22 protein-coding genes and 1 pseudogene are annotated in these 25,704 nt (G+C 62.2%); 4 read left to right on the forward strand and 19 right to left on the reverse strand.

Annotated features, from left to right (window positions below; all coding sequences use genetic code 11):
• The first annotated feature begins 117 nt into the window (after positions 1 to 117).
• The gene (locus AAHK20_RS28700; protein ID WP_449184883.1) at positions 118 to 720 is read left to right on the forward strand and encodes an RBBP9/YdeN family alpha/beta hydrolase; all 603 of its coding nucleotides are present in this window, start codon (positions 118 to 120) and stop codon (positions 718 to 720) included.
• A 248-nt stretch (positions 721 to 968) separates the two neighbouring features.
• Here AAHK20_RS28700 and AAHK20_RS28705 read toward each other — a convergent pair whose 3' ends face one another.
• Positions 969 to 1,310: a hypothetical protein gene (locus AAHK20_RS28705; protein WP_449184884.1), complete on the reverse strand. Its 342-nt coding sequence runs from the start codon at positions 1,308 to 1,310 to the stop codon at positions 969 to 971.
• On the opposite strand from AAHK20_RS28705, the gene AAHK20_RS28710 reads away from it, so the two are divergent.
• Positions 1,297 to 1,674 (forward strand): hypothetical protein, encoded by a 378-nt coding sequence (locus tag AAHK20_RS28710; protein WP_449184885.1) that lies wholly within the window; start codon positions 1,297 to 1,299, stop codon positions 1,672 to 1,674. The genes AAHK20_RS28705 and AAHK20_RS28710 overlap by 14 nt on opposite strands.
• 67 nt (positions 1,675 to 1,741) lie before the next feature.
• On the opposite strand, the gene AAHK20_RS28715 is transcribed toward AAHK20_RS28710, so the two are convergent.
• The 13 genes from AAHK20_RS28715 to AAHK20_RS28775 form a co-directional block, all read right to left on the reverse strand.
• Complete coding sequence (locus tag AAHK20_RS28715; RefSeq protein ID WP_449184886.1) at positions 1,742 to 3,883, reverse strand: phosphocholine-specific phospholipase C; 2,142 nt, start codon at positions 3,881 to 3,883, stop codon at positions 1,742 to 1,744.
• Positions 3,884 to 4,496: 613 nt separating this feature from the next.
• On the reverse strand, positions 4,497 to 5,597 hold the full coding sequence (gene bioB, locus AAHK20_RS28720) for a biotin synthase BioB (protein WP_449184887.1): 1,101 nt from the start codon (positions 5,595 to 5,597) through the stop codon (positions 4,497 to 4,499).
• Positions 5,598 to 5,632: 35 nt separating this feature from the next.
• Entirely contained in the window at positions 5,633 to 6,364 is a 732-nt protein-coding gene (bioD, locus tag AAHK20_RS28725; RefSeq protein ID WP_449184888.1) for a dethiobiotin synthase, read from the reverse strand.
• Positions 6,361 to 7,548, reverse strand: a complete 1,188-nt coding sequence (gene bioF, locus AAHK20_RS28730) for an 8-amino-7-oxononanoate synthase (protein WP_449184889.1) — start codon at positions 7,546 to 7,548, stop codon at positions 6,361 to 6,363. Before bioF ends, bioD begins: the two co-directional genes overlap by 4 nt.
• Positions 7,548 to 8,897, reverse strand: a complete 1,350-nt coding sequence (gene bioA / locus AAHK20_RS28735) for an adenosylmethionine--8-amino-7-oxononanoate transaminase (RefSeq protein ID WP_449184890.1) — start codon at positions 8,895 to 8,897, stop codon at positions 7,548 to 7,550. The genes bioF and bioA overlap by 1 nt, the downstream gene beginning before the upstream one ends.
• A 470-nt stretch (positions 8,898 to 9,367) precedes the next feature.
• Complete coding sequence (locus AAHK20_RS28740) at positions 9,368 to 10,657, reverse strand: dienelactone hydrolase family protein (RefSeq protein ID WP_449184891.1); 1,290 nt, start codon at positions 10,655 to 10,657, stop codon at positions 9,368 to 9,370.
• 352 nt (positions 10,658 to 11,009) lie between these two features.
• The gene (locus AAHK20_RS28745) at positions 11,010 to 11,468 is read right to left on the reverse strand and encodes a YchJ family protein (protein WP_449184892.1); all 459 of its coding nucleotides are present in this window, start codon (positions 11,466 to 11,468) and stop codon (positions 11,010 to 11,012) included.
• A gap of 15 nt (positions 11,469 to 11,483) precedes the next feature.
• Positions 11,484 to 12,614, reverse strand: a complete 1,131-nt coding sequence (locus tag AAHK20_RS28750; protein WP_449184893.1) for an acyl-CoA dehydrogenase family protein — start codon at positions 12,612 to 12,614, stop codon at positions 11,484 to 11,486.
• Between the two features lie 24 nt (positions 12,615 to 12,638).
• Positions 12,639 to 13,316 (reverse strand): SDR family oxidoreductase, encoded by a 678-nt coding sequence (locus tag AAHK20_RS28755; RefSeq protein WP_449184894.1) that lies wholly within the window; start codon positions 13,314 to 13,316, stop codon positions 12,639 to 12,641.
• A gap of 67 nt (positions 13,317 to 13,383) precedes the next feature.
• Positions 13,384 to 14,577, reverse strand: coding sequence for an acetyl-CoA C-acetyltransferase (locus AAHK20_RS28760; RefSeq protein WP_449184895.1), 1,194 nt, complete (start codon positions 14,575 to 14,577; stop codon positions 13,384 to 13,386).
• Positions 14,570 to 15,334 (reverse strand): carbonate dehydratase, encoded by a 765-nt coding sequence (can, locus tag AAHK20_RS28765; RefSeq protein WP_449184972.1) that lies wholly within the window; start codon positions 15,332 to 15,334, stop codon positions 14,570 to 14,572. The genes AAHK20_RS28760 and can overlap by 8 nt, the downstream gene beginning before the upstream one ends.
• Positions 15,335 to 15,409: 75 nt before the next feature.
• Entirely contained in the window at positions 15,410 to 17,230 is a 1,821-nt protein-coding gene (gene aceK, locus AAHK20_RS28770; RefSeq protein ID WP_449184896.1) for a bifunctional isocitrate dehydrogenase kinase/phosphatase, read from the reverse strand.
• A 234-nt stretch (positions 17,231 to 17,464) separates the two neighbouring features.
• Positions 17,465 to 17,896, reverse strand: coding sequence for a MerR family transcriptional regulator (locus AAHK20_RS28775; RefSeq protein WP_449184897.1), 432 nt, complete (start codon positions 17,894 to 17,896; stop codon positions 17,465 to 17,467).
• 180 nt (positions 17,897 to 18,076) lie between these two features.
• On the opposite strand from AAHK20_RS28775, the gene AAHK20_RS28780 reads away from it, so the two are divergent.
• Positions 18,077 to 19,147 carry an MBL fold metallo-hydrolase gene (locus AAHK20_RS28780; protein WP_449184898.1) on the forward strand — a complete coding sequence of 357 codons (1,071 nt, stop codon included), beginning with the start codon at positions 18,077 to 18,079 and terminating at the stop codon, positions 19,145 to 19,147.
• Positions 19,148 to 19,282: 135 nt separating this feature from the next.
• On the opposite strand, the gene AAHK20_RS28785 is transcribed toward AAHK20_RS28780, so the two are convergent.
• The 5 genes from AAHK20_RS28785 to AAHK20_RS28805 all read right to left on the reverse strand — a co-directional run bounded on the left by AAHK20_RS28785 (position 19,283) and on the right by AAHK20_RS28805 (position 23,475).
• On the reverse strand, positions 19,283 to 20,899 hold the full coding sequence (locus AAHK20_RS28785; RefSeq protein ID WP_449184899.1) for a hypothetical protein: 1,617 nt from the start codon (positions 20,897 to 20,899) through the stop codon (positions 19,283 to 19,285).
• Positions 20,900 to 21,029: 130 nt separating this feature from the next.
• A complete protein-coding gene (locus AAHK20_RS28790; RefSeq protein WP_449184900.1) occupies positions 21,030 to 21,182 on the reverse strand; it encodes a flagellar biosynthetic protein FliQ in 153 nt (50 codons plus the stop codon).
• A 303-nt stretch (positions 21,183 to 21,485) separates the two neighbouring features.
• Complete coding sequence (locus AAHK20_RS28795; protein WP_449184901.1) at positions 21,486 to 22,085, reverse strand: hypothetical protein; 600 nt, start codon at positions 22,083 to 22,085, stop codon at positions 21,486 to 21,488.
• The gene (locus AAHK20_RS28800; RefSeq protein WP_449184902.1) at positions 22,066 to 22,692 is read right to left on the reverse strand and encodes a hypothetical protein; all 627 of its coding nucleotides are present in this window, start codon (positions 22,690 to 22,692) and stop codon (positions 22,066 to 22,068) included. The genes AAHK20_RS28795 and AAHK20_RS28800 overlap by 20 nt, the downstream gene beginning before the upstream one ends.
• Before the next feature lie 219 nt (positions 22,693 to 22,911).
• Positions 22,912 to 23,475, reverse strand: a complete 564-nt coding sequence (locus tag AAHK20_RS28805) for a DUF4410 domain-containing protein (RefSeq protein WP_449184903.1) — start codon at positions 23,473 to 23,475, stop codon at positions 22,912 to 22,914.
• A gap of 1,453 nt (positions 23,476 to 24,928) precedes the next feature.
• Between AAHK20_RS28805 and AAHK20_RS28810 the strand changes: the two are divergent.
• Positions 24,929 to 25,616 (forward strand): annotated as a pseudogene (locus AAHK20_RS28810) (ISAs1 family transposase).
• Positions 25,617 to 25,704: the final 88 nt, after the last annotated feature.

The raw sequence follows: 25,704 nt of genomic DNA on the forward strand, positions 1-25,704 counted from the left end.
AGCCGCCGTCGCGCGCAGCGGTCCCATTTCCGCCGATAAACAAAGCACGAAAAATTGGTTCGGCGCGACGAGGGCGCGCGCGAGAATGCCTGCTCGAATTCCTCGCCGGGAGCGCAAATGCTTGCATGCACCAAATCGACGTGGCCGCCGCGCCTCGTGACGGTACCGGGCCTCCATGGCAGCGAGGGCGCGCACTGGCAGACCTGGCTCGAGCGGCAATTCGCGCGTTCGCTGCGCGTCGAGCAGGCCGATTGGGATGCGCCGCATCTCGCGACCTGGTCGCAGGCCGTGCGCGACTTGCTCGCGCGCGAGAAGGGGCCGTTCGTGCTTGCCGCGCACAGCTTCGGCTGTCTCGCGACCGCGCATGCGCTCGCGCACGGTTCGCATGCGTCGAACGTGGCGGGGGTGCTGTTCGTCGCGCCTGCCAGTCCGAAGAAATTCGCGTTTGCGGGTGCGTTCGACGCGCGGCGCCTCGGCGTGCCGTCGATCGTGATCGGCAGCGAAACCGATCCGTGGATGCCGCTTGCCGATGCGCGCGCGCTGGCGCAGCGCCTCGGCAGCGCGTTCGTGAATCTCGGCGACGCGGGACATATCAACGTCGCGGCGGGGTACGGGCCGTGGCCGCGCGCGAAGTACTTCGTCGATACGCTCGTACATTGCGCGGCGCCGCTGCGCTTTCGCGACGAGGCGCTCGAGCTTGCGCCGCACGCGCTGGTTTGAGCGTGCGGGGGATGCCCGCGCACGCTGCATACATCATCGCTTCGCATTTCAACACGGTACTTCCGCTGCTCGCGCGTCTCCTTATTTCACGAAGCTAACATCGGGCGTTTAATGCCGAAGGTCTAGCCTCAGAAGGAGCCTGCCGTGTCCACGCCAATCAGTAGGAATTCGTCGTCCTCCAATCTTTCGGGAATGCAGGAGGAACCACAATTTCCGACACCTCTTTCTCCGCCGCCGCGGCCGAAGCGTCAGCAAACAGGCGGGCCGCTGGCAGGCTTGACCAACCAACCGGCAAGCACGGAAAGCACGAATACTCGCTCGTCTCGCTTCACGACGAGTACATCGTCAAACCCCACGCAATCCGCTTCGTCCCAGCGGATTTTGCAATCGCCGCTGTCTGAGTTGGGCGCTCCGGGCGCGAGCACGTCGGCGCCGCAGACTGTTTCCAACGTGGCGAGCACCCAAGCCGTTTCCTTTGAGTCTCGGACGCTGTCAAGCGCGTCATACCGCTTTTCGAATCCGGCGCATGGAGATGTGACGATCGATCGACAGCCGAAAAGCGCCGACTCGCGCACGGTGAATTTCGACATTCAATACACGGCCAAGGATGGCAAGGCCGCCACGTACAGGCACACCATGTACGTCAGCAACGAGGACCCGGTTCACGGAAATCGCTCGACGCTCGGCTACGGCGATATCGACATGCCGCACGAGATGCAGGGCAAAGGCATCGGCTACACCTATCATGCGGCGGCAGCGCAAGCCGCCAAGGAGCTGGGCGTGCATTCGCTCGTCGTCGACGATTGCGTGAGCGAACCGATGCGCAACCTCTGCGAGAAAACCGGCATGTCCGATGCCAACTCGGCGGCTATGTACTCCTTTGCGGGCAATCCTGATGCGATGATCGCCAACAATCAAAGCAAGGCGAGCCAGCGCGGCTGGACGCAATCGTGATGGGTTCGACGTAATTGGCCAACAACCGGCCCCCGCACGCTGCGGGGGCCGGTTGCTCAACCCTGCGTTACCCCAGGCTGCCGAGACTCGTCACCGGCGCGACCGCCGCCGGATCCGAGAAGCTCGGACGGCCGGTCTCGATGTGACCGGCGAGCCGCCGCAGGAACGTGCCGCCCGTGCCGTCGGAGATCGTCAAGTCGTACCAGTGATGGCTTGAGCGCAGCTCCCAGCGTGCCTCGTGTTCGCCTTCCGAGTCGATCCTGAAGCTGCGCGTTGGCGCGCCGTAGGCGTTGTCGACCGCCGTCAGTTCGATCGCGGCCTTGCCGTGGTTCACGATCTTCACATACAGGTTGCCGTTCGCGATGTCGTAGCCCGCTTCGACTTCCGGACTCGCGACATGCGCGTGTGCGCCGCCTTGCGTGCTCTCCGCGGTCGTGCCCGCGAACTGACGCACGAAGCCGTTCGGACCATAGACCGTGAATTCATAGACGCCTGAAGTCACCGACAGATCGAACGTGTCGTGCAGCGACTTGTGCGCTTCGACCGTATAACGCCACGGGCCATCGGTGCGGTTCGTCGAGTAGACGTAGAAGTGCGCGCCGTGCTCGCCCGTGTTCGCGAACGAGAGATTGAGCGTGTGCTGCTCGGCCTTCAGATGGGCGTTCACGTGCAGCTCGTACGGCAGCGCTCGCGCGTAGCGCGTGCCCGGCTCCTGCGGATCGACCACGCCGGGCGTCGACGGCACGGTGGGTTTTGGATTGTTCGCGCACTGGTTGTCGGCGATCGACTTGTAGTCGCTCGTGTCGGGCAGCGGCGGAATCGTCGAATCGGGCGTGCGGAAGTCGAACGCCGAGGTCAGGTTGCCGCACACGACGCGGCGCCACGGCGTGATGTTCGGCTCGTTGACGCCGAAGCGCGCTTCGATGAATCGGATCACCGACGTGTGATCGAACACTTGCGAGCAAACGAAGCCGCCCTTGGTCCACGGCGAGACGACCGTCATCGGCACGCGCGGGCCGAGGCCGTACGGGAAGCCGTCGGCGGTGTAGCTGCCGCCGCGCAGCGGATTCACGACGTTGTGGATCTCGCCGTCGACGCTCACCGTCGAGAGGCCTTGCGCGCGTGTCGTCGCCGGCTGCGGCGGGACGATGTGATCGAAGAAGCCGTCGTTCTCGTCGTACATCACGAACAGGACGGTCTTGCTCCAGACGTCGGGGTTCGACGTGAGCGCGTCGAGAATGTTCGACAGGTACTCGGCGCCGTAGGCCGGCGTGTACTGCGGATGCTCCGAGTACGCGGCGGGCGGCAGCAGCCACGACACTTGCGGCAGATTGTTCGCCTGCACATCGGCCTTCAGTTGGTCGATCGTGCGGACGGACATCGCGCGGTTGTACAGCGACGAGCCGACCGGCGCATTGATGTACTGCTGGAAATTCATCAGCACGTTGGTGCCGTAGTTGCCGTTCAGCGGATCGGCGCCGGTCAGGCCCTGCTGGTAGACCTGCCACGAGATGCCGGCCGCATCCAGCCGCTCGGGATACGTCGTCCACGACAGCAGTGCGTAGGAGGGCGGACCGTCGCCGTCGACGAAGTCGCTGTTGTCGAGGAGCGGCCCGCCTTGCGTGCCGGTCGGGTCGATCATCCCCGTCATCAAGTACGAGCGGTTCGGGTGCGTCGGGCCGGGCAGCGAGCAGAAGTAGTTGTCGCAGACGGTGAACGCGTCGGCGAGCGCGTAGTGGAACGGGATGTCCGAACGCAGGTAGTAGCCCATCGTCAGATCCGTCTTGTTGGCGGGCCATTGGTCGTAGCGGCCGGCGTCGATCGCGGCTTGCGTCTTGTACCAGGTGTGGTCGAGGTCGCCCACGCATTGCGCGCTCGTCGTCTGCGTGTTCAGGTGAAACGGCACCACGGGCTGCGCCGGGTTTTCCTTCGACGGCTGGTTCCACACCGGCAGACCGCTCGGCAGCGGGATCGGGAAGCGGTCGTTGTAACCACGCACGCCGCGCAGGTGGCCGAGGTAGTGGTCGAACGAGCGGTTCTCCTGCATGAACACGACGATGTGTTCGACATCGCGCAGGCTTCCCGTGCGCGACGCCGCGGGCACGGCCAGCGCCCGGCGGATCGATTCGGGGAAGACAGTCATCGCGGCGGCGGCGCCGGCGGATTGCGCTACGGTTTGCAGAAAACGGCGACGGCTATTCAAGGTCATTTGGTTTCACCTTCTGCTTGGGGGGAGGTGCGGGCGCAAGGAGCGGCTTGCCCCGCGGTTGGGTTGCTCTCAGTTGCTGCTGGACTCCGGCGGGTAGTGCACGACGGGGGTGACCGGAGCCGGTTCGTTCGGGAACGTGTCGGGCTGGGCGGCGGCGAGGCTGGTTGCGTTCGGGCCGGCGTTGGTTGTGGCGTTGGTGCTTGGACTGGCTGAGGGGCTGACCGCGGCGTTGTCATTCGCAGCCGACAGCTGAGCATGAGCTGCCGGCGTGGCGCTCGAGGAAGCGGAGCCGTCGTCAGGGCCGCAGCCCATGAGGCCGATGCTTGAGAGTAAGGCGAGCGTAGCCGTCGTCCGAAGGCGCATGCGTTGTCTCCACATAAACGGGGGGCAGTGCTGCGAGCCGCGGCTGGCGGTTGCTGGGGATTGCGATGGCGCCGGCTCGTTCGAAGTCGGCTAAGTGTGGAGAAACGGTAAGAAAATTACGTGAAACGTTTGCGGCGGGAGTGTGATTACGCTTTGCTTGCAGCAGAGACGCGCGCGGCCGAGGACGACGGCCGCGCTTTCTTTGAAGCCGCGCGAGAGCTCGCGCGGCTGATTTCGCTTACGTCGCCGCTTAGTTCGCGGACGTTACGCGGTCGCACTGCTGCGCCGATTCCACCGGCATCTGCTGCGCAGCCTCCGCGCGCATGCCAAGCCGCGCAAGCAGCTTGCGATCCTTTTCCGCTTGCGGGTTGCTCGTCGTCAGCAACTGGTCGCCGTAAAAGATCGAGTTCGCGCCGGCCAGGAAGCACAGCGCCTGCATCCCGTCGTCGAGCTGCTGGCGCCCGGCCGACAAACGCACCATCGCCTTCGGCATCGTGATGCGCGCGATCGCGATCGTGCGCACGAATTCGAGCGGGTCGAGCGGTTCGGTGTTTTCGAGCGGCGTGCCTTCGATCGCCACGAGGTTGTTGATCGGCACCGACTCCGGATACGGGTTCATGTTCGCGAGCTGCGCGATCAGGCCCGCGCGCTCGCGGCGCGTTTCACCCATGCCGATGATCCCGCCGCAGCACACGTTGATGCCCGCGTCGCGCACGCGTTCGAGCGTGTCGAGACGGTCTTGGTAGGTGCGTGTCGAAATGATCTGTCCATAGAACTCGGGCGACGTGTCTAGGTTGTGGTTGTAGTAGTCGAGCCCGGCGTCGGCGAGTTCCTTGGCTTGCGCGTCTTCGAGCATGCCGAGCGTCATGCAGGTTTCGAGGCCCATCTCCTTCACGCCGCGCACCATCGCGGTCAGCGGCTCCATGTGACGCTCCTTCGGATTGCGCCAGGCCGCGCCCATGCAGAAGCGCGTCGCGCCGTTGGCCTTTGCGGCGCGCGCGGCTTCGAGCACCACCTCGACGTCCATCAGTTTCTCGGCCTTCAGGCCCGTGTCGTGATGCGCGGATTGCGAGCAGTAGCCGCAATCCTCTTCGCAGCCGCCGGTCTTGATCGACAGCAGCGTCGAGAGCTGCACGGCGTTCGCGTCGAAATGCTCGCGATGAACCTGTTGCGCGCGCAACAGCAGATCGTTGAACGGCAGTTCGTACAGCGCGGCGACATCGGCCACGCGCCAGCGCGCCGGCGTGCCGCCGGCATTCGCGGCTTGAGTGGCTTGAGTAGCGGTAGCGCTCGCGGTCTCCCCCGAGGGGACTTCCTTCGGGGCGTCGGCGGCAGGTTGGAGCTGAGTCATGTCGTCAATCCTTGTAGGCAATGAGTCGAAGGGGTTCAGCGCTGCGTGGTGCGCAGCGTCTGTAATAGTTTGGCGGTGTCGATGCAATCGGCTGCGGCATCGGCGATGGAATCGGGCGCGGTCGACGCAAGATGCGGCACGACGCCGAGCAGCGGCGCGCGATGCTCGCGGTCGAGCCAGGCGCGAATCGTATCGATGTTCTCGTCGGCGAAGCCCATCGCCGGGTCGACGCGATTGGCGACCCAGCCCGCGATGTGCAAACCGCGCGACGCGATCGCGTCGGCGGTGAGCAAGGCATGGCTGATGCAGCCGAGCCGCATGCCGACGACCAGCACAACTGGCAGGTTCAGTGCGACTGCGAGATCGGCGGTGTCGCGCGTATCGTCGAGCGGCACGCGAAAACCGCCGACGCCTTCGACGACGACGATATCCGCTTGCGTGAGCGCTTGCGCATGGCAATCGACGATGCGCGCGATCTCCAGCGCAACGCCTTCTTGCGCCGCGACGATATGCGGCGCCGCAGGCGCTTTCAGCAGATATGGGGTGCGGATTTCGGGCGGCAGCAGCACGCTGGCGGCGGCGTCGAGCTGGTCGGCGTCTTCATTGCGCCATTGACCGTCGCGCTCGTAGGCGCCGGCGGCGATCGGCTTCATCGCGGCGGCGCGCAAGCCCTCGCGCGTGAAGCCGCGCAAGAGCGCGCACGAAACGAGCGTCTTGCCGATTTCGGTGTCGGTGCCGGTGACGAAGAGGGAGAGCGGGGCGCTCATGCGTGATTCACCTCGTCGAGCTGCGCGAGTGCCGTTTCCAGACGTGCGAGGTCTTCATGAGAGTGCGCCGCCGACAGCGAGATGCGCAAACGCGACGTGCCCACCGGCACGGTCGGCGGGCGAATCGCGGGCACCCACAGGCCCGCCTCGTCGAGACGCGCAGCGACGGCAAGCGCGGCTTCGTTCGACCCGATGATGAGCGGCTGCACAGCGGTGTGCGAATCGACCGGCTGCCAGCGCGTGGCTTTGAGCATCGCACGCGTGCGTTCGATGAGCGTCGCGAGGTGCGCGCGCCGCGCGTCGCCTTCGTCGCCCGCGATGATCTTGATGCTGGCCGATACCGCATGCGCGACCGCAGGCGGCGACGCCGTCGTGAAGATGTACGGACGTGCGCGCTGCAACAGCCATTCGATTACCGTCTCGTGCGCGATCACGCACGCGCCCGCCACGCCCGCGGCCTTGCCGAGCGTGCAGATGTAGACGAGATGCGGCGAGCGCAGCGCTGCGGCAGCGAGCGCGCCGCGGCCTTGCGGGCCAAGCACGCCGAAGCCGTGCGCATCGTCGACGACGAGCCACGCGCCGTGCCGCTCGGCAAGCGCGAGCAGCGCGGCGAGCGGCGCGATGTCGCCGTCCATGCTGAACACCGTGTCGCTGACGATCACTTTCACCGCGGCGTCGGACGCTTCGAGCATGGCGGCCAGCGCTTCGGCGTCGTTATGCGGATAGATCTGCACGTCGGCGCGCGCGAGCCGCGCGCCGTCGATCAGCGAGGCGTGATTGAGCGCGTCGGAGAAGAGCGTGGTGCCGCGGCCCGCGAGCGCAGTGAGCGCCGCGAGATTCGCCATGTAGCCGGTGGAAAACGACAGCGCGCGCGGCGCATCGACGAAGCCGCCCGCAAATTCGGCGAGGTCGTCTTCGAGTTGTTCGTGCGCGCGCGAGTGCCCGCCGAGCAGGTGCGAGCCGCCGCTGCCCGCGCCGTAGCGCGCGGCGCCCTCGGCGAGCGCGGCAGCGAGCGCGGGGTGGCCGGCGAGGCCGAGATAGTCGTTGCTCGCGAAGCCGACGATGTCGCGGCCGTCGACGTGCATGTGCGCGCCGCAAGGGGTGTCGGCGATGCGCCGGCGGCGGCGCAGGCCGCGCGCGTCGAGATCGGCAAGGCCTTCTTTGAGCGTGTCTAGGATGAACATTACGGTGCCTCCGCTTCCGCTAGCGTCGCTTCGAACGTCTCGCGTGTTCGAGCGGCAAGCAGGGAGATTTCTTCGGCATCCAGAATATATGGCGGCATCAGGTAGACCGTCGTGCCGATCGGACGCAGCAGCAGTTCCTTGGCGAGCGCCTTTTCAAAGAAGCGGCGCGAGAAGGTTTTGGCAGAAGCGCCTTCGACCACGGCATCGAATGCGAAGATCGTTCCGCATTGACGGAAATTGCGCACGGACTCGTGCGTCGCGAGCGGCTTCAGCGCTTCGCGGAGCAGCGCCGCTTTGCTCGCGTTTGCGGCCAGCACGTTGTCGCTCGCGAACAGGTCGAGCGTCGCAAGCGCGGCGCGGCATGCAAGCGGATTGCCGGTGTACGAGTGCGAATGCAAGAAGCCGCGCGTGGTGTCGTCGTCGTAGAAGGCCGCGAAGATTTCGTCGCGCGACAGCACGATCGACAGCGGCAAATACCCGCCGCTGATGCCTTTCGACAAGCACAGAAAGTCAGGCCAAACGCCCGCTTGCTCGCTCGCGAAGAACGTGCCGGTGCGCCCGCAGCCGACGGCGATTTCGTCGGCGATCAGGTGCACGCCGTATTGATCGCACAGCGCACGTAACCCCGCGACGTAAGAGGGATCGTGCATCGCCATGCCCGTCGCGCATTGCACGAGCGGCTCGACGATTAGCGCTGCGATTTGCGTAGCGCGCGCTTCGAAGAGCGTGCGCACGTTTTCGAGCGCACGGCGCGCGACATCGGCCGCGCTTTCTCCTTCGCGCGCTTGGCGCGCATCGGGCGAGGCCACCACATGCGCATGACGAATGAGCGGGTCGTACGCGTCCTTGAACAGCGCGACATCGGTTACGCCGAGTGCGCCGATCGTCTCGCCGTGATAGCTGTTTGCCACGCAGACGAACTCGCGCTTCTCGCTCTTACCGTGATTGCGCCAATAGTGAAAGCTCATCTTGAGCGCAATTTCGACGGCCGATGCGCCGTCCGACGCAAAGAACGCATGACCCAGCGTGTTGTGCGTGAGCAGCGCCAAGCGCTCCGCGAGTTCGACCGCGGGCTCGTGCGTGCAGCCCGCGAGCATCGCGTGTTCGAGCGTATCGAGCTGAGCTTTGAGCGCGTCGTTGATGCGCGGATTCGCGTGCCCGAACAGATTGACCCACCACGAGCTGATCGCGTCGAGATAGCGGTGCCCCTCGCGATCGTAGAGCCATGCGCCGCTGCCTCGCGCAACGGGAATGAGCGGCAAGCGCTCATGGTGCTTCATCTGCGTACAGGGATGCCACACGGCTTTGAGGCTGCGTGCGACCCAGTCTTCGGTTGCTGATGCTTTCAAAACCACTCCGTAGCATGAACGTTCGTTGATGCGCCTCTCTTGGCGCGCATCGGCCGGTGTTCATGCAGAAACACATGACAGGTACCCCGATTGCGAATCGACGAGCAGAAAACGCTGCACGTCTCGCCGCCAATCGGAAAAACGGCAGTGAGAGTAACGCGTTCTGCTCGACGTTGCACTAGGCAACGGAGTACATGCATATAGGCCGCGTCGACGAGCTAAACGGCTGTTAGACGCAGCTCGCGGCGTTTCGCATCAAATCGAGATAATTCGATGCGGTTGACGACGGCAAAGTCGCGCGACTCACCGGACGATATTCAGCCGCGGCGGCGAGTTCGACGCGTGTTTTCGTCTGCGTATTGGGTTAGCGCGGGGGGACGATGTGTTCAACGCGGGGTTTGATGCGCGAAGGAACGCGCGATCCGACGCGCAAAAAAACGCCGCGTCAGTGCGCGGCGATCATTCGATCTTTAGCGGCTCGCGAGCGAGTGACTCTCGCTATCGCCGGCAGTGGGAGCATCAGGCGTGGCTTGCGCGGTCGCAGTGGGCGCAGCCGAGCTGCCGTCTTTCCACACCACCGAATCATTGACGGCGTAGAGATGGCACGCGCCCGCGCCTTCCTTTTCGCAGTTCTGAACCGCGAGCGCCATCGGGTTGTCGCCGCCTTCGGCCCACGACCACGCGCCCGAATCGGACACGGCGAACGCGCGCGTCGGATACTGCTTGAGGAAGTTCTGATAGCCCGCGCGGCCTGCGGCATCGAGGAACGGCACGGCATTCACGGCATCGAGCGCGGCGTAGCCGGATGCCTTCGGCATCGACGGTTCTTCGACGCGGTACTGGACGCTCGTCGGCATGCCGATGCGCGCGAGGAACGCCTCGACGGCCGGCCACCACACGCTCACGCCATCGTGATCGACGACGAGCCGGTGCGCGTCGTTCTTGTAGTCGCCGAAGTCGAACATCTGCGCATGCGCGCCGTGCGCGGTGTAGGCCGCGTACATCTTGGCGGAAAGCGCCGGCGTCCAGACCGAATCGTTATCGCCGTAGAGCCACAACGACGGCACCCGCGTGTTTTCGCCGTACGTTTCGAATGCCTGCGTGAGGTTGCTTTGCCAGCCGCTGCACGCATCCTGGCGCAAGCCGCCCGAGAAATTGACGAGGCCGCGCACGCCGGGCGCGGCGTTGACGCCGTAGGCGATCGTCGTGAGGCCGCCATGCGAGGAACCGGCCACGACGATGTGCTGCGCGTCGACATACGATTGCTTCGACATATAGGCGATCGTCGCGGCGACATCGTCGGCTTGCGCGACGCCGTTGCGTTCGACGTCGCAGCCGGCTTGCTGATAGGTGCCGCCCGAGTCCGCGAAGCCTTCGCGATTCGGCGCGACGACGATATAGCCGCGCCGCACGAATTCGCGAGCGAACGCGATCGGCCGGCTGCGCGCCTGGTCGCGCGGGTCGCCCTGGATTTTGCCGTGGTTGAACACGACCATCGGGAACGGGCCGGGACCGTCCGGCTTGAAGATCGTCGTCTCGAGCGTGACGGAGCCGGATGCATCGACGGGTACGCGGATGATCTGCTCGTTCATATCGACGGCGACCTTCGGCTGGTAGGCGTCGTGATATTCGAGGTTCGGAACGCGGGCCTGGGAAAGCGGCCCGGCAGCAGCGATGTTCGCGATTGCGAGAGGATCGGCGTTGGCGATCGACAGCGCGCACGCTGCCGTACATCCGATCAAAAGGTTCTTCAAACTCATTCGCTACACCTGCCTGCTTTGAAGTGAATCCTGAATAGCGCGCTGCTTCCCACGCGCCGGAGTAAAAAAGACATCCGGGCGAAGCCAATCGAACGACTTTAGAAAGCGCACTGCAAGGGAGGCGATGCTGGCGCGCATCACATTTCGCGGCAAACGTGATGCGGCAAAACGTGGGGTCATCCTAGCGTGACAATTTTTCTTTGTGCAATGCAGGAGAACCCCGATCTTTCAGCTGGGCTGAACAATACGAGGGGGTCTACGTCAGGCAAAACCTGGGCGGCGCTTGTTAGAGTCAGTTTTCTGCCGCCCGGCGATTGTTGGGCGCCACCAACGATGGTGTGAAATGCTGTGTTCAGCGCTCGCTTACATCGCCATCGACGTAGCGCCAGCGCGAATCGGCGCCGCGCATGAATCGGCTGATTTCATGCAGACGCTGCGCACGTCCACCGACTTTGTATCGTGCGACGAATTCGACGATCGCGTGGGTATCGTCGAGGGCTTCGAAGCGTTTGACTTGCAGGCCGAGCCAGCGCGGGGCGTCGGCGGCGGCCGTGTCGACATCGAGATCAGGGGGACAGGTTGACGGGTCCCAGGTGGCGCGCAGGTAGTCGGTCGCGCCGAGCACGTACGCGCTGTAGCGCGAGCGCATTAGTTCGAGCGCAGTGGGGGCGGATTCGCCGCCATCGATGAAGCGTCCGCAGCAGTCCGCAAAGCGCGGCGCTTTGGCGGCGGACGCCTTGCCCGGCGCGGTGCCGCCACAAGGGCATTCAACGGGGCGGGCGGCAGGCGTCGTCGATACGCGGTTCGTCATGCTTGATTGTGGTTGTCAGTTGAGACCGCGTGCGATCAGGATCTTTTGAATGTCGCTCGTACCCTCATAAATCTGGCACACGCGTACGTCGCGGTAAATGCGCTCGACCGGGAAGTCGCTCAGGTAGCCGTAGCCGCCGTGCACTTGCAGCGCCGCCGAGCAGATGCGCTCGGCCGCTTCGGAGGCGAAGAGCTTCGCCATCGCGGCTTCGGTGAGGCAGGGCTTGCCGGCGTCTTTGAGCGCCGCCGCATGCCAGATGAGCTGGCGGGCGGCTTCGAGCTGCGTCGCCATATCGGCGAAGCGGAACTGCACGGCCTGGTGCGCGAAAAGCGGCTGGCCAAAGCTCTCGCGTTCTTTCGCGTACGCGAGCGCCGCTTCGAACGCCGCGCGCGCCATGCCGACGCTCTGCGCCGCGATGCCAATCCGTCCGCCTTCGAGACCCGACAGCGCGATCTTGTAGCCTTCGCCCTCCGCGCCGATCAGGTTCGCGGCGGGCACGCGGCACTCCTCGAACACGATCTGGGCGGTGTCGGACGAATGCTGGCCGAGCTTGTCTTCGACGCGCGCGACGATGTAGCCGGGCGTATTCGTCGGCACAATGAACGCGCTGATGCCGCGCTTGCCCGCAGCTTTGTCGGTGACGGCCATGACGATCGCGACGTCGCCGTTCTTGCCGCTCGTGATGAACTGCTTGACGCCGTTGAGCACGTACGCGTCGCCATCGCGCGTGGCGGTGGTGCGCAGCGCCGAAGCGTCGGACCCCGCTTGCGGCTCGGTCAGGCAGAACGCGCCGAGCATCTCGCCGCGCGCGAGCGGTGTGAGCCAGTCGCGTTTCTGCGCGTCGTTGCCGTAGGTGAGCAGGATGCTGCACACGGGGCAGTTGTTGACCGAGATGGCTGTCGACGTGCCGCCGTCGCCCGCTGCGATCTCCTCGAGGATCACGGCGAGCGCGAGGGCGTCGAGCCCTGCGCCGCCATAGGCCTCGGGCACGAGCACGCCATAGGCGCCCAGTTCGGCGAGCTGCCGGTGCACGTCCTTCGGGAACGTGCGGTCGCGGTCCCACTGCGCGGCGTTCGGCGTCACCGCCTCGCGCACGAACGTGCGCACCGCGTCACGAATCATCTGGTGGTCCTGATCGAGCACCATGTCTTCCTGTCTCCTAAAGCGGCCCTACCACTCGATGGCGATGCCGTCGTATTGAAAGAAGCGGCCATTGAACGACGCATGCGCGGCAGCCGCCTGCGCGAGCACTTCGCGCATGCCCGCCACACTGCGTTCGGGATCGATGGCCGCCTGTGCGCCGCCCATGTCGGTACGCACCCAGCCGGGATGCAGCGCGATGCAGGTGGCGCGGCGCGTCTGCAGCGACGCGATCTTCAGCGCATCGTTGAGCGCCGCCTTGCTCGCGCGATAGAGCCAGCCCGTCGTGCCCGTTGCTTCGCTGATGCTGCCCATCTTGCTCGACAGCACCGCGAGCACGCCTTGCGCCTCTTCGACGAGCGGCAGCAGGATCGGCATCAGCTGCATCGGGCCGAGGACGTTGGTCGTCATCACGTAGTCGAAATCCTCGCCCGTGATGGTCTCGACGCCTTCGGTGCGCGGACCGTACACGCCGGATACGATGATCGCTGCGTTGAGCCGTTCGCCATCGAGCTTCCAGCCGAGCGCGGCGATCTCCTCCGGCTCCGTGATGTCGAGCGAGAACGTCTCGCAGCCGAGCTCGGCGAGCGTGCCGAGCGCTTCGTCATCGCGCGCCGTCGCGAGCACACGCCAACCCGCGCGCTTGTATTGACGCGCGAACTCGCGTCCGATGCCGCGCGACGCGCCTACGATCAATGCTGTCTTCATTCGCTTCTCCCCATGCAGGGTTGTGACCAATCGTCGAATGGTACGACGATTGGTCCCGCGAGCGCCGTCAGATGAGCTCGATGCCCATCGCCGTCGCTTCGCCGCCGCCGATGCACAGGCTCGCGACGCCGCGCTTTCCGCCGCGCGCTTTCAGCGCGCCGATCAGCGTGACGAGAATGCGCGCGCCCGAGGCGCCGATCGGATGGCCGAGCGCGCACGCGCCGCCGTTCACGTTGACCTTCTCGTGCGGCAGGTTGTGCTCCTTCATCGCGGCCATCGTGACGACGGCAAACGCTTCGTTGATCTCGTACAGATCGACATCGCCCGCACGCCAGCCGTTCTTGTCGAACAGCCTCTTGATCGCGCCGACCGGGGCCGTCGTGAACTTCGCGGGCTCCTGCGCGAACGTCGAGTGGCCGACGACGCGTGCAAGCGGCGTGACGCCAAGGCGTGCGGCCGTCGATTCGCGCATCATCACGAGCGCGGCGGCGCCATCGGAAATCGACGACGAATTCGCGGCCGTCACCGTGCCGGTCTTACTGAACGCGGGCTTGAGCGTCGGGATCTTGTCGAGGTTGGACTTGAACGGCTGCTCGTCGCGCTCGATCGTCACGTCGCCCTTGCGGCTTTCGACTTTCACGGGTGCGATCTCCCACGCGAACGAGCCGTCTTCGTTCGCGCGTTTGGCGCGAGTCAGCGATTCGATCGCGAACGCATCCTGCGCCGCGCGGGTGAAGTCGAACGATGCCGCGCATTCCTCGGCGAACGTGCCCATCAGACGGCCCCTCTCATACGCGTCTTCGAGACCGTCGTAGAACATGTGGTCGATCACCTGGCCGTGGCCCATGCGCATGCCGCCGCGCGCTTTCGGCAGCAGGTACGGCGCGTTCGTCATGCTCTCCATGCCGCCCGCGATCATCACGTCGACGCTGCCGGCGGCCAGCATGTCGTGCGCGAACATCGCCGCGCGCATGCCGGAGCCGCACATCTTGTTGACCGTCGTGCAGCCGGTGGCAAGCGGCAAACCGGCGCCGAGCGCGGCTTGCCGCGCGGGCGCTTGGCCCAAGCCCGCGGGCAGCACGCAGCCCATCAGCACTTCTTCGATTTGCTCGGGCTTGAGGCCCGAACGTTCGAGCGCGGCCGCGATGGCGACCGCGCCCAGTTGCGGCGAGGTCAGCGCGGCGAAGTCGCCCTGAAACGCAGCCATCGGCGTGCGCGCCGCTGCTGCGATGACGATCGGATCTTTCGTTGTCTCACTCATGTTTCAGCTCCTTGATAACACCGTGCACGATCGCCGGGACGTCGCCGAGTTTGGCGGCGTCGGCGGCGACCACGTCGTTTTGCGCCGAGCGTGCGCCGTTTGCCGACAACGCGGCGACGCAGCGCTTATAGGTCGATTCGAGCATGCCTGGCTCGGAAATCGTCATGCCGAGATCGCGCACGCGGCCGTCATGCAGCCCGTACACCCAGCCGTGAACGGTGAGCGGCTGGCTGCGCGCCCACGCGTCGTTGATGATCGTCGTGCGGCACACGTTCATGACCTGCTCGATGGCGTTCAGTTCGACGAGCCGGCGATGGCGTGCTTCGCCGATCGGCCATTCATCGAGCAGCGCGCCGTGCTTCGCGCGGACGTCATGGATGTGATGGAGCCAGTTGTCCGCGAGGCCGACGCGCCGGTCGAACAGCGCCGCGCCGACGCCCGAGCAGCCATAGTGGCCGACCACCATGACGTGCTTCACCTTCAGCAGATCGACCGCGAACTGCAGCACCGACAGGCAGTTCAAGTCGCTATGCACGACGACGTTGGCGATGTTGCGGTGAACGAAGACTTCACCCGGCGGCAGGCCGATGATCTCGTTGGCGGGCACGCGCGAATCGGAGCAGCCGATCCACAGGTATTCGGGCGTCTGCTGGTCGACGAGGCGCGAGAAGTACTGCGGGTCTTCTTCGAGCTTGCGCCCGACCCACGTTTCGTTGTTCGCGAACAAGTGTTCGAGCGGATGCGGATTATTTTTGATACTCATGGTGCGTAGCTAGTGTTGAACCGGTAACGGGTTGTTCGGATGCGCTAAGCGCTGCTTGTTTCGCGCCTTTCACGCGGCGCGCGCGCTGCCTCCGTGCTTGCCGGAGGCATCGTCCGAGTCCGTAAAGCGCTCGGGGTAGCGGACGCAGAACCGGATGTTCTGGTCATAGGGAAAGAAGTCGGGCAGTTCGCCCTTGAGCAAATGATCCTTATGCCGCTGCCATAGCGCCGGATTGAAGAAGTCCGCGTGATGGCGCATGAAGTGCTTGCGTACCGACGGGTCGCCAAGCAGGAAGGTGCCGTACGTCTCCGGAAAGATGTCGTGCGGCCCGACGGAGTACCAGGGTTCGGCGGCCATCTCGTCTTCCTCGTTGCGCGGCGCCGGCACGTGCCGCACATTGCAGTCGGTCATGTACTCGATTTCGTCGTAGTCGTAGAACACGACGCGCCCTTGACGCGTCACGCCGAAGTTCTTGTACAGCATGTCGCCGGGGAAGATGTTCGCTTGGATCAGCTCCTTCACCGCGTCGCCATATTCCTTGATCGCGTGCTCGACGTCCGCTTCGCTGCCGTTTTGCAAGAACACGTTGAGCGGCACCATGCGGCGCTCGATGTACACGTGGCGAATCACGAGATTGTCGCCCTCGTATTCGATCATCGACGGCGCTTCTTTCTCGAGCTCGCGAATCAGCGCGTCATCGAGGCGCGAAAGCGGCAGCGCGACGCTCGAATATTCGAGCGTGTCGGCCATGCGGCCCAAGCGATCGTGGCGTTTGACGAGCAGGTACTTCTCCTGGATCTTCTCGCGCGTCGTTTCTTTCGGCGGCGGGAACGAGTCCTTGATCAGCTTGAAGACATACGGAAACGACGGCAGCGTGAATACGATCATCACGAGCCCCTTGATGCCGGGCGCAATGATGAACGGATCGCTCGAATGCGACAGGTGATGGAGCAAGTCGCGATAGAACAGATTCTTGCCCTGCTTTTGCAGCCCCAGCGACGTATAGATTTCCCCCTTCGGCTTGCCCGGCATGATCGTGCCGAGAAACTCGACGTAGGCCGAGGGCACTTCCATGTCGACGAGGAAGTACGAGTGCGAAAAGCTGAAGATGATCAGCAGCTGCTCGCGCTTGAGTAGCACCGTATCGAGCGCAAGCAATCCGGGCTTCACGTGACGCACCGGAATCGCGAACGGCAGCACGAGTTCGCCGTTGATGATGCGGCCGATGATGTACGCCGCCTTGTTGCGGAAGAACAGCGACGAGAGCACGTGCACTTGGAAGTTGGCCGCTTCGGCGAACGTTCCGAACGCTTCGTGAATCGACTGCATCGCGCACTCGACGTCGCGCGTCAGATTCTCGAACGGCGGTTCGAGCTGAAAGTTGGTGACGACGCGTTCGAGTGTGGCGGCCAAGCCATCCTTGCCGGGGTAGTACGCACGGAACGTCGGTTTCGCCGCGGGCTCGTCGTTTTCGAGGTATTCGGTCGAAATGACCGGCCGCACGAAGATGAAATCGTTGTTGAAATACGAGCGATGCAGGATCTTGCAGCAGACCGAATTGAAGAACGTCTCCGCGCATTCGGGCTGATGGTGATGCGTCAGAAGCCCGATGTAGTGCAGCTTGATCTGCTGCCAAACTTCGTCGTCGATATTTTCGGCGTCGAACTCGTCTTCGAGGCGGATGACACATTCCTTCACGCGATCGTCGTACGACGCGATGCGGTCGCGCGCGAGCTTTTGCAAGCCATGCCAATCGCCCGCTTCGAACAGCGTCTTCGCATGGATCGCCGCATCACGGAAAGTACGGTAGTGATGGTCGAATCCTTCGAGCAGCGCCTCCGCGACGTCGAAGCCGATTTGCGACGAGAGCAGTTTCGGAAAGTGATTCATGTCTGCCGTGCATCCGTTCAGACTCGTGAAAACGCTTGCAATTGTATCGTCGGCATAGGGTGCTTAAGCGCGTTCGCGCCTTATAGACAGGCTGTGCCGCGTGATGCGTTAGCGTGCGTTCGGCGACGTTCGGACCATCTCCTTGCAATGCTGCGGTTATGCGTTCGATCTTGCTGCGAAATATTTTTTGCGCTTGGTATAGCTGAGTACGTGCTTAGCGCCAGCGGCGCTCGATCAAGCCTTGACGCGCTTGCTTGCCGTCTGCGCAGGTCGCGCAACCCCGTTCTCCTCCAGCATCGCGCGGCACTGCGCTTCGTATTGCGAGAGGTCTTCGAGCGTCGCGTTCAGGTCTTCGAGCTGGCGCTCGAGCACGGCGCGATGCTCGGCGATCGTCGCGAGAAAGGCATTTAGCTGGGGTACGGTATCGGTCGGCGATTCGTACAGGTTCAGCAAATCGCGAATCTCCGAGAGCGTGAAGCCGAGCCGCTTGCCGCGTAGCGTGAGCTTCAGGCGCGTGCGGTCGCGGCTCGAATAGACGCGCCGCAGACCGCTCGAGCCCTCGCGGCTCGGCGCGAGCAGGCCCTGGTCTTCGTAAAAACGGATCGCACGGGGCGTCACGTCGAATTCGCGGGCGAGTTCCGTGATCGTGAATTGCTGCTGGTTCATGGCTTTAGCGACGTTCGCTTGCGCGCCACGGGCGGCCGGTTCGGCAAGAGCGGCGAAGACGGCGGCGCGCGGACGCGGATTGGAGATAGAATCGACGTTTACGTTATCGTCAACTTAAATAAAGCGCAACTGGCGGCTGAGCAGGGGTCCAGTTAGCGCGATGTCAGCGAGATCCCCCCGATGAATGCGCTCGAACACCAACTCGACTATCCGTTTGCCGACACGCTGCCCGAGCCGGGCCACAAGCTGGAGGTGGCGCCGGGCGTCTTCTGGCTGCGCATGCCGCTGCCGTTCGCGCTGGACCATATCAATCTCTGGTTGCTGCGCGATGAAATCGACGGACAACAGGGCTGGACCGTCATCGATTGCGGGATTTCGGACGAGACGATCAGGAAGCACTGGGAGCACGTGTTCGAAACGGGGCTCGATGGCTTGCCGGTATTGCGCGTGATCGTCACGCATTGTCATCCCGATCATTTGGGGCTCGCGGACTGGATCTGCGAAGGCGGGGAGCGCGGGCGCTGGAGCGTGCGGCTGTGGATGACGCTTGGCGAGTACATGCTCGGGCGCGTGATGGCGGCGGGCGACGGGTCGAATGCGGGTGGCGAGGGCGCGGCGCGGCATTTTGCGCGACATGGGTTGGCGGATCAGGAGGCGATCGAGAAGCTGCGCAATCGGCGTGACTATTACTCGAAGCTCGTGCCGTCGATGCCGGCGCGGTATCGGCGCATGCGTGAGGGCGATGTGGTGACGATCGGCGCCAAGGCCTGGCGAGTCGTGACTGGGTTTGGTCATTCGCCTGAGCATTGCGCGCTGCATTGTGAGGCGGACGGTGTGCTGATTTCCGGCGATATGGTGCTGCCGCGGATCTCGACGAATGTGTCGGTGTTCGATATCGAGCCGGAGGGCAATCCGCTGGCGTTGTATTTGGAGTCGCTTGGGCGGTATGAGGGGATGGCTTCGGAGACGCTCGTGCTGCCGTCGCATGGGAAGCCGTTTCGCGGTTTGCGTACGCGGATCAAGCAGTTACGTGAGCATCATGACGCGCGGCTTGCGGAGGTGCGTGCGGCTTGCGCGGAGAAGCCTCGTAGCGCCGCAGATATCGTGCCGATGATGTTCAAGCGGCAACTCGATGTTCATCAGATGACGTTTGCAATGGGCGAGGCGCTCGCCCATTTGCATTTGCTTTGGCTCGAGGGGGAGTTCGAGCGCGAGGTTGGGGGGGATGGGGTGGTGAGGTTTAGTGCATAGCGTTAGCTTCATTGATTCGCAGGGACGAGATGAATTGAGAGCATTCAGTTCTCGGCGAGCGAGTGCGACGAGGCCACCGCCGCGGCGAGCGCGGCGGCGGCTAGGGCGCGCGTAAGGAGCTTAGCGCGCATGAGGTTATAGGGAGTAGGAGTACAGGCTGCTGACGCTGCAATTGGGCTCTGTCTGCGAGATATAGCAGCGGGGAACCAGATAGGTCACCATCGCTTTGCCCGCGTGATTTACGGCGACATCGATGTCGAGTGTAGAGATACTGTTGCCGCTGACCCTGAACTTCGCGATCTCAGAGGGCTTTCCCCAGCCGTTCTGAAAGTCAAATCGCGCGTAAGCAAGGTTGCGCTGAAAGCTTGATTCTTTTGGGTTGCGAGCGTATGTCTCCAGCGCAGCCACGGCCTGACCTTGGTCGTTCAGCTTGAATTCCACTCCGTCCATAATGTTCTCGGCGAGCGCCAAAGTGGACGAGAGGTCCGCAGGGGAGCTCCAGTTGCCATAGGCAAGCGATTGGCTCCACATGTATCGGTTCCTCGAGCGCTCATGCCAGACCACCAGTGCGTTGCCGTTGCGGTCCACCATCAGTTGAGCCTTGTCGACAGACGCATCGGGTGCGCTAAGGGCATCTGTCTTGATGTTCTGGGTGACGGTGCGCCGATCGATGCGCGTCACATTCACGCTGCATTCAAAGCCATTTGCCAAAGATGACGAAGAAACGCCCGCTGATAGTGCGACGGTGTACTGGTCATCGACAGAAGCCGCTTTGAGCAGATCTCTCGGGCAGTCAGCACCGGCCAGCCACTTGTGATTCTCGTCGAGCACGTTAAGATTTGTGGCCGACATCGTGATTGCCGGGCGCTCGATGAATGTGCCAAGGGCGCCGACGGCTATGATCGGATTAACGGTAATGTTCGTGTTGTCCCGAATCACGTTTTGCCAGACCAGGTACCCGTGAGGGGGTATCTCTCCTGTTCTTGGCGCTACTGCGAATGCGGCGCCGACTGTGGACCAGGTCCCGTTGGTCAGCAGTTGCCCGGAGCGAGTCAATGGGTAGCCGGGCTGCACAATGGTTTGTGTTCCGTCTGGCAGAACCCGTGACGCTTCGAATGAGGGTTTGAACGAGTCGGTGGCGTTGCCGCGCGTGATGAGTGTCGCGGACCCGTCGTCCTCAAGTGCCGTGAGGCTCGCGCGGCGCGCGCTGTTCACCAAAAGGTTTCCCTTGACGGACACTGGAGCGGCCCAGCCTGTGTCTGCGCGATAAAAGTGGAGCCGTGGTGCCGGGGCTTCCGCACCCGTTGACCGACGCAACTCAAGTGCAACGCGTTGCCCCGCACGATTGGTTGTTAGATCAAAGTCCGATTGCGACTCGGTGGCGACCTGTTGTGGCGAGTTCCAGTGCACCCCGGCAGCGTCTGTATCGACAGCTATCAACTGCAGATTGTCTTTTCCTTCCATCCACATCGCGACGGCGCGTCCGGAATCGTCGAGCGTCAATTTGTGACGCAAGGTAAATACTGAGCCGGAAATCTTGTCGGAGACCAGGACTGTGCCGTCAGCTTGAGAATACGGAGCACCGTTTGAGGGAGTATCGCCATCCGTCTGCGAATTTGATTGCTCATTGTTCCCGCCGTTCGACGCACTCCCGCCGCCACCGCCGTCGCCCCCACCGCCCCCACACCCATACAGCGCGGCGACGCAGCAAACACTCAGCAAGCCAAACTTAAATCGGAATGCTTGTTTCATTCGAGTTACCCCCTTGGTTTTTGATGTTATGGAAATAAAACCGTCTACCCCTTCAGCCCAATCGCAATCGCCATCAACTCATCGCTCATTTGCACGAGCCGCGTGTTATCCGATTAGGAAAACTGATAAATCATAAAGCTGACGAGTTCGTCGGAAAATCGAGAGCGGGAATGCCGTTGATCAGGGAAACGGCGAAACCGGTGAAGCGGCTCAGCATCCACGGAGCGAGCAGCACAATGACGACCCCAGCGACGGCGAGCTTGGGAACGTAGCGCAGGCTCATTTCCTGAAGCTGCGCGACGACCTGGAAGGCGCTGACCAGCAGGCCGACGACCAGCGTGGCTCCATGTGAAAGCTATTCCAAGACAGTCGTGCCATCATTTGTAGCGCTTGATCTTCTGGTATCAACTGGCCTCCCATCGAGATACGAGAGACTGGGGTTTAAAGATCCCCGGCTAAATCGGACGATTCCGAATTTCTTGTATGTCATTTGGTTGGTGGGTATGTGATTGGAATGGACTGGCGATATCGGCCACCCTCTCAATGGGCAAGCCGATACGCCAGGCAGTGACTCCAAGAAACCTGCTTACTGTTGGGCGATTGCCGCACGAAATGCGGTGTCGTCAAACAGCTTGCCGACCAGTTGGCGATACAGTGCCTCATATTGACCCGCGGCCTGCGGGATGGCGGTGGCGCCTATAAACGACGACTTCCACGTCGCATCTGCCCGCAGCACTTTGTCATAGCGCACCTTGCTCTGTCGCGTGACAACAAATCGTGCTTCCAGTGTGGCCTTGCCGGGACTGCTCACAGGAGCCTCCGCTGCGCTGTCGAGCAGAGTGCCGGTGATCACGATATCGGACTCCGCATTTAGCAGGCCTGCCGATTGCAATTCGATACGCAACGTCTCGCGCAGATACTGTGCGAACGAATTGCCGACCGGAGAGCGCACCATGTTGCTGCGGATGCTGATGCCGCGGTCGATGCTATCCGGTTTGGAGGCATCGAGCGTGAAGCTTCCGACCTCCACCGGTGCGGGTGGAGGGCCGCTACGCAGCTTGATGGTGTTCTCAACTGTCGGCTGGGGGCGGTTCATCGGCATTTCGGCGCATCCGCTTAGCAGAAGCGCCAAACCGAAAAGCAGTGCAGTAGTCAGATTACGCATTTCAGTCAAACGCAGGGTCATGGGACAGATCGTTGAGTGCATTGCTGAGGATGTCTCGCGTCATTTGCTTGATTGCGTCTATCGTCGAGGGCGATTTCTGTGCCGTTGGAGGCGGATTGGCGTTGCCAAGCGTCGTATGAATCGCGTGCCGTGCGGTTTTTACGATCGGCGTCGATTGACCGGGAGGAAGGTAGCTCACTGTGCAGATATAGCCATCGGTGACGGCACTGCCTGCAATGCCGAACGTCAGCCCGGTCACGAAGCCCTTCGATTCAGCGTTCTTCGTGACAGGTACGTTGTTCAGGGTGATGTTGAGTAGGCCGACGTTTGGTGCCGGATCGCTCGAGATCGAAGAAAAGAGCCCGGTTTCTTGAACTTCTTTGCTGACTTCATCCTTCAGGAAGGCCGTGGCTTGCGGGTTGGGTGCGCCTTTGGTTTGGAACTCGAAAACCAGTTGAACCGGCTTGGGAGTCGCCACTTTCTTCATTTGTGCGACAGGCACCTCCTTGGTGGCCGTATCGACATAGACGCTGGCACAGCCTCCCAGCAATGCAACGCCGACCAAAGCCGACGCCATTACCATGCGGCGAATGAATACGCCACATCCAAAATTGCTTTTGTTTTTCATATAAAGATGTCCCTGAATAAGAAATTGAGGGGCTAAGGACCGTGGGTCTTAGCGCGATTGCGAAGGGCGAGCGCGCTATTTCCCCGTTGGGGCGGAAAATTGAGCGTTTGTCACGACTTGCTTAAGCCGTTCTTGTACTGCCCGACTACTGTCGAACACAGGTGTCCCATCAACACACCAGGGTAAAAGGGGCCGTGTCAGGAGCCTGGTGCCGAACAATCAGCGCTTGTCCTGAACGTCACCGGGTTGCAGGGCAGACAACGTTTTCTCCGCAAACTTCTCATACAGCCAGCCCATCCGAGATTCGTCCTGCCCGCCAGCCAACCCTCCCAGTGCATACGAAGTCGATACCTTGAATCGATCAACCAACTGATTTCCCGAATCGACCAAACTCACATTCCCGTCGATATAGTCGCTACCCGCCATAAACCCGAACATTACCGCTGAGAAGTTCGACCGTACGCGGATACCCGTAATTTCGACGTTCAACTGCATTGCAGTGCTGTCATCTTTTGGTGCGAGGAGGTTGCGGGCATCCAGCGCATTTTCCAGGGTCTCCTGCAGTTTCTTCGGGTTGAACTTGAGGTTGTCCTTCAGCAACTCCTGAGCGTTCTTATCCAGTTTGACCTTGACCTGCACCGGCGTGCTGCCGAACTTTGTCGTCGAGGCGGTCACGGGGGCCGAAGTTGCATCGGTTGCCTCGCGTGTGACGCTGCTCGCACAGCCCGACAACAAACCAACTACAAAGACAAAAGTCGTTACGTAACGGAAGAAATATTGCATATTTAGAAGTACTACTTAGGTTAGAAATTAATTCTTGCCAGTGTTGAAAAATTGCACAATGTCAACCACGACGCTCCCGAGCAGCATCGCCCGTGCTCGCTTAGCTCAAGCTTGCCGGAGAAGGATTGAGCAGTCTGGGTTACAGCCTCATCAGCGTGTGCGCATCATTGTCGATCGGGGCGGATCATCGATGTCGCCGTGCAAATGCATCAAAGGCCGCCCATGGGCATTGCTTTCTGATCACTCGATTCTCTTTCTTAGACATGGCGGGTTGGTACTTCGGGTTCTTTATTACTCGCCCGCAACCTACGCAAGACAAGACACTGCGACCTTCATAAGCGAGCCGTGGACTCGTCTACGGATTTGTTTCGGTAAACTGAGCGATAGACCCTGCTGGAATTGAAACGATCTTATTTCTTAACTGCTCAAGGGCCGCGACGAACTTCGGATCCGTTGACACGGGTCGGAGAGAAATTCTTCCAACGTCCAAGTTAATTAAGGCGCCAATAATTAAGCCGCCAATAGCACCACCTGCAGCACCAACACCTGCCGCTTGGCCGTAGCTTATTGAGTTGTTCGGCGTACTAGTCCGAGCAATTGTTCCTCCTGCTGCGCCGCCTAGTGCGCCTCCGATTGCGAATGCGACGGGATTGACTCCGATTCCCTGTGAATCGGGCACCGTTACCGCGTTAGTGCAACTCGCGTCATCAGGCGGCGGGACTATGGTTGCCTCTTGCGTGGAGTTGTAGGTATACACGCGCGGCGGTTTGTCAGGGGAACGAGGAATCCAAATGCCGCCGTCAAAAATCCTCGGCAATAGCGGAATAGGTGGCTTACTGGCTAGGTCGTCACGCCCGAGGTAAATACCACCGGGCGGGGCGCGATAGTACGTTCCGTCTGCGTCTTCTCGCTCCGAGATATAAGGTCCCTGGACAAGCCTAGTTGTCCAGTCAAACCTCAAGAGCCCGTAAGTCTCATGCGCGTCAATCGATTCGAGTACCTCAATGCAAGTTGCCGAATCTGGCCGTTTCAAGTTATCTGGTTGGATCCCTAGCACGCATCCCTGCAACGCGATCACGCAGCAAGCGCTCAACAAGCTCAATCGAAAACGAACCAATATGACCATCCTGTTTTTTGTAGAAGTCTTTTGGGCATTGCACGCTCGTTCTTCGCGATCGCCTCCCTGCGTTTCGATGCTCACGCCATAACGAGTGATGTTTAAAATTAATTGTAATTTTATTGTAAGGCGGCAAGACTAAGGGGGAATGCGCCAACGATAAATCGGACTACTCTTAAAACGCATTCGTCTGTCATCGTTTCGGCAGGGCAATCGCACCAACCGTGACAAAAGATTAAGGAAAGCTTGTAAGCGATACTAAATGACTGTTTACGTTGCCTCTTTTCGGTAGATGCGATGCGAGAAGCGCTGAGTATTTAAGAGGCATTCGAAGATTTGCGCGATCCGCGCAGCCGAGCGCCGGCCCATGATCTAACGACGGAGATGCTGGTGTTCGCGCTATGCGCGATCCTGTCGGGCACCGATAGCTGGGTGGCGGTGCAAACGTGGGCGGAGGCGAAGCCGGAGTGGTTGCGCGGCCACCTGCGGCTGCCCAACGGCATTGCCTCGCACGATACGTTTGGGCGCGTGTTTGCCGCGCTCGACGCGCAGCAGTTCGAAAGCTGTTTCATACGCAGGGCGTCGCATCTGTGTCCGGTGTTAGCCGATGAGGTGGTCGCCATCGACGGCAAGACCGTGCGCGATTCCCATCGAGGCGATCAGCGCGCGCTGCATTTGGTGTCGGCCTACGGCAGTGGCCTGGGCGTGGTGCTGGGGCTCTCGAGCGAGCGCCGCTACTACATCAGCAGTCTGTCCGCGCAGGCACACAAACTCGCTCACGCGGTGCGTTCACACTGGCGCATTGAGAACAGCATGCACTGGGTGCTAGACGTGGCCTTTGGCGAGGATCAGTGCCGCGTGCGCGGTCGAGAATCCGGCGCAGAACTTCGCGATCCTGCTCCGCATCGCCATGAACCTGCTCAAGCGCGATACGACCTCGAAGGTGGGACTGAAAAACCGCCGCCTCAAGGCTTGTGCCAACGATCAATATCGCGCAAGTCTGCTCGGTTTGATGGGCTCTTGAGCTTCATGCGATTGCCCTGGAGTTGATGAGTCATCCAACGCGTATTGAACCCGGCGGCCCACCAGAACCAATACAAGCATTCCAGCGG

This window comes from Trinickia camelliae (assembly GCF_053525655.1).

What these genes read in the sequence shown, in the direction of transcription:
- AAHK20_RS28700 (WP_449184883.1), top strand. Translation starts at nt 118, where the DNA reads ATGCTTGCATGCACCAAATCGACGTGGCCGCCGCGCCTCGTGACGGTA.
- AAHK20_RS28705 (WP_449184884.1), bottom strand. Translation starts at nt 1,310, where the DNA reads ATGTCGAAATTCACCGTGCGCGAGTCGGCGCTTTTCGGCTGTCGATCG.
- AAHK20_RS28715 (WP_449184886.1), bottom strand. Translation starts at nt 3,883, where the DNA reads ATGACCTTGAATAGCCGTCGCCGTTTTCTGCAAACCGTAGCGCAATCC.
- bioB (WP_449184887.1), bottom strand. Translation starts at nt 5,597, where the DNA reads ATGACTCAGCTCCAACCTGCCGCCGACGCCCCGAAGGAAGTCCCCTCG.
- bioD (WP_449184888.1), bottom strand. Translation starts at nt 6,364, where the DNA reads ATGAGCGCCCCGCTCTCCCTCTTCGTCACCGGCACCGACACCGAAATC.
- bioF (WP_449184889.1), bottom strand. Translation starts at nt 7,548, where the DNA reads ATGTTCATCCTAGACACGCTCAAAGAAGGCCTTGCCGATCTCGACGCG.
- AAHK20_RS28740 (WP_449184891.1), bottom strand. Translation starts at nt 10,657, where the DNA reads ATGAGTTTGAAGAACCTTTTGATCGGATGTACGGCAGCGTGCGCGCTG.
- AAHK20_RS28745 (WP_449184892.1), bottom strand. Translation starts at nt 11,468, where the DNA reads ATGACGAACCGCGTATCGACGACGCCTGCCGCCCGCCCCGTTGAATGC.
- AAHK20_RS28750 (WP_449184893.1), bottom strand. Translation starts at nt 12,614, where the DNA reads ATGGTGCTCGATCAGGACCACCAGATGATTCGTGACGCGGTGCGCACG.
- AAHK20_RS28755 (WP_449184894.1), bottom strand. Translation starts at nt 13,316, where the DNA reads ATGAAGACAGCATTGATCGTAGGCGCGTCGCGCGGCATCGGACGCGAG.
- AAHK20_RS28760 (WP_449184895.1), bottom strand. Translation starts at nt 14,577, where the DNA reads ATGAGTGAGACAACGAAAGATCCGATCGTCATCGCAGCAGCGGCGCGC.
- aceK (WP_449184896.1), bottom strand. Translation starts at nt 17,230, where the DNA reads ATGAATCACTTTCCGAAACTGCTCTCGTCGCAAATCGGCTTCGACGTC.
- AAHK20_RS28775 (WP_449184897.1), bottom strand. Translation starts at nt 17,896, where the DNA reads ATGAACCAGCAGCAATTCACGATCACGGAACTCGCCCGCGAATTCGAC.
- AAHK20_RS28780 (WP_449184898.1), top strand. Translation starts at nt 18,077, where the DNA reads ATGAATGCGCTCGAACACCAACTCGACTATCCGTTTGCCGACACGCTG.
- AAHK20_RS28785 (WP_449184899.1), bottom strand. Translation starts at nt 20,899, where the DNA reads ATGAAACAAGCATTCCGATTTAAGTTTGGCTTGCTGAGTGTTTGCTGC.
- AAHK20_RS28790 (WP_449184900.1), bottom strand. Translation starts at nt 21,182, where the DNA reads ATGAGCCTGCGCTACGTTCCCAAGCTCGCCGTCGCTGGGGTCGTCATT.
- AAHK20_RS28795 (WP_449184901.1), bottom strand. Translation starts at nt 22,085, where the DNA reads ATGACCCTGCGTTTGACTGAAATGCGTAATCTGACTACTGCACTGCTT.
- AAHK20_RS28800 (WP_449184902.1), bottom strand. Translation starts at nt 22,692, where the DNA reads ATGAAAAACAAAAGCAATTTTGGATGTGGCGTATTCATTCGCCGCATG.
- AAHK20_RS28805 (WP_449184903.1), bottom strand. Translation starts at nt 23,475, where the DNA reads ATGCAATATTTCTTCCGTTACGTAACGACTTTTGTCTTTGTAGTTGGT.